Annotated in this window: 1 protein-coding gene; it reads left to right on the forward strand. The window is 69.3% G+C overall.

Annotation, left to right across the window (positions count from 1 at the left end; all coding sequences use genetic code 11):
• Positions 1-3,577, forward strand: a 3,577-nt coding sequence (locus ABD299_RS24970) for an RHS repeat domain-containing protein (protein WP_425581424.1), incomplete at both ends; no start/stop codon positions are given.

Consider the following 3,577-nt stretch of genomic DNA (forward strand, 5'->3'; position numbering starts at 1 on the left):
CATCGAGCATGCCGTAGATCATTTACGGGACAGCCCTTACTACTACAACAAGGAACAGAACTCCTACGGCCGTTTCGCCGACGAGAAGAACAACACCCGCTACACGCGCGGCGGCACCCTCGACCGCATCGAGTACGGCCAGCACAAGGACACCCTCTACTCCGGCAACCCCCTGGCCAAGGTCCTGTTCACCAACAGCGACCGCTGCCTTCCCGGCGGCGGCGCGGACTGCTCGGACATCGAGCAGAACGCCCATTACTGGTACGACGTGCCGTGGGACCTGAACTGCAAGGCCGGCCAGGACTGCGACGCCGGCCGCTACTCCCCGACCTTCTGGACCACCCAGCGTCTCACCGGGATCACCACCCAGATCCGTTCGGGCACCGCCTACACGAAGGTGGACTCCTGGAAGCTGGACCACCACTGGGGCACCGCCGACATCGACTACCAGCTGCTGCTCTCCAGCGTGCAGCACACCGGCCACACCGCCGCCGACCCCATCACCCTGCCGAAGACCACCTTCGGCTACACCCAGCTCGCCAACCGCATGGACGTGACGGGCGACGGCTACGCGCCGTTCATCAAGGCCCGGGTGTCCTCGGTGGCGGACGAGTTCGGCGGTCAGGTCGACGTCGAGTACTCCGCCCCGGCGTGCGACCCGGCCGGCCTGCCGACGCCCGAGACCAACACGACCCGCTGCTTCCCGCAGAACCTGGCCGGGGGCCCGGAGCACGACCCGGACATGCAGTGGTTCAACAAGTACGTCGTCACCGCGACGACCACGACCGACCGGACCGGCGGGGCACCCGACGAGGTCACCCGGTACAGCTACCTGGGCGGTGGCGCCTGGCGTTACAACGACGACCACGGGCTCGTGCCCGAGGAGGAGAAGACCTGGTCCCAGTGGCGGGGCTACGGCCACGTCCGCGTCAGGAGCGGCGGGCAGGGCACGGACGGCATGATCTCGCAGTCCGAGTCGTACTTCCTGCGCGGCATGGACGGAGACCGCCGGGACAGCGCAGGCGGCAGAAAGACCGTCACCGTCCCGCTCGGCGCGGGTGAGGGCGACCCCCTCACCGACCACCCCTCGGCGGCCGGCTTCGAGTACAAGACCGTGGTCTTCAGCGAGGTGGGCGGCAAGGTCCTGGAGAAGTCCGTCTCCCGTCCCTGGCAGCACGAGACGGCGAAGAAGGTACGGGACTGGGGAACGCTCACCGCCCACTTCACCGGCACCGCCCACACCAGGACCTGGACCTCGCTCGACGACGGCGCCGGCAGCCAGTGGCGCACCACCGAGGAGTACCGGACCTACGACACCGTGGCCGGCCGCCTCACCCAGGTCGACGACCGAGGCGACACCGGCACCACCGCCGACGACCAGTGCACCCGCACCACCTACGCGACCAACAGCGCGAGGAACCTCCTCGAACTGCCGTCCCGCGAGGAGACCGTCACCGTCCGCTGTTCCGCCACCCCCGACCGCCGCACCGACGTCTCGTCCGATACCCGCTACGCCTACGACGGCAAGGGGTACGGCGAGGCGCCCGAGTCCGGCACGGTCACCGGCACCGCCCAACTGAAGAGCCACGACGGCACCACCGCCACGTATGTGGAGTCCGCCGCCACCCACGACGCCTACGGCCGGACGCTCAGCGTGACCGATCTGGCCGCCGACGTCACGGTCACCGGCGACGGCACCCCGCAGCGCACCCCCCGCAGTGACGGCCGCACCGCCACCGTCGCCTACAGCCCGGCGACAGGCTTCGCCACGAAGGTCACCGAAACCTCTCCGCCCGCCAAGCCCGGGGTCGCCTCCTCGGCTCTGACCACGGTCACCGACATCGCCCCCGCCCGTGGGGTTCCGATGAAGGTCACCGATACCAACGGCAAGGCCAGCCACCTGAGACACGACGCGCTCGGCCGTTCGACGAAGGTGTGGCTGCCGGACCGCTCCGTCAACGCGCTTCCCAGCTACGAGTTCACCTACCGCATCGTCGAGGGCCAGCCCGTCGCCGTCGGAACGATGACGATAGGCAACCGGGGCCTCCAGGACACCTCCTACGTCATCTACGACGGCTTCCTCCGGCCCCGCCAGACCCAGGACCCCGGCCCGGACGGCGGGCGCCTGCTCACCGACACCTTCTACGACGAGCGCGGCCTGACCACCAAGACGTTCGCCCCCTACTACGTCACGGGTGCCCCCTCCTCCTCCCTCTTCCTGCCCTCCGACGAATCCACCGTCGAGTCCCAGACCCGCCACACCCACGACGGCCTGGGCCGGGAGACCGAAGCCCGTCTCATGGCGGGCGACGGCGACGGCGGCCGGGTGCTCTCCCTGACCCGGACCGTCCACGGCGGTGACCGGACCACGGTGATCCCCCCGGTCGGGGGCACGGCCACGACGTCCCTCAGCGATGCGCGGGGCCAACTTACCGAGCTGCGCCAGCACCACGAGCGCGCGGTGGACGCCTCCTACGACACCACGCGCTACCGGCACACCGGCAGGGGCGAACTCGCGGAGGTCACCGACCCGGCCGGCAACACGTGGACGTACACCCACGACCAGCTGGGCCGCCTGGTCTCCAGCACTGACCCGGACGCGGGCACCACCACCCACACCTTCGACGACCACGGTCAGAAGCTCTCCACCACCAACGCCAAGGGCGACACGCTGGCCTACGTCTACGACGGCCTGGGGCGTCGTACGCAGATCAGGGAGGACGACGCCGACGGCCCGCTGCGCGCGGAATGGGTGTATGACACGATCTCCGGCGCCAAGGGCCGGCTTGCCAGCTCCACCCGCTGGGAGAACGGCCACGCCTACACCACCCGGGTGGTGTCGTACGACCTGCTCTACCGCGCGACCAGGTCGGTGGTCATCATCCCGCAGTCCGAGGGCGCACTGGCCGGCTCCTACGTCTCGGACACTCGGTACGATCTCGCCGGGCGGGTGAACGCCATGACGCTTCCGCCGGCCGGAGGCCTGTCGGGGTACGGGGTGGGCTACACGTACGAGGACGGCACGGGCAGAAGGACAGCCACCTCGGTAGCCCCCTCGAACCTCACCGCGGAAGTCAACTACAGCCTCACCGGCAAGCCGTTGCAGTTCGAGCTGTCCCGGGCAAACGGACGCAAGGTCTGGGCGACCAACACCTACGAGTGGGGTACGCAGCGGCTGAGGACCGCCCGTGTCGACCGGGAGAACCAGCCCGGTGTCGACCGGCATGAGACCTACGCCTACGACCAGGTGGGCAATGTCCTGTCCATCGCGGACGTGTCGCGTACCGGCACCGACGTGCAGTGCTTCACCTATGACCACCTGCGCCGCCTGACCGAGGCGTGGACACAGGCAGCCGCGGGCTGCGCGGAGAACGGCGGCGCGGCCGCCGTTGGTGGGCCTGCTGCGTATCACCACTCCTACACGTACGACGAGGTCGGGAACCGTCTGACGGAGACTCTGCACGAGCAGGACATCACCCGGACCTACGGCTACTCGGACACGCAGCCTCACGCGGTCACCGAGATCGTCCAGGACGCTCCGGGGGTGAGGTCGCTGGAGGAGTACGCCTACGACGCC

Source organism: Streptomyces sodiiphilus (assembly GCF_039529215.1).
Taxonomy (GTDB): Bacteria; Actinomycetota; Actinomycetes; order Streptomycetales; family Streptomycetaceae; genus Streptomyces; species Streptomyces sodiiphilus.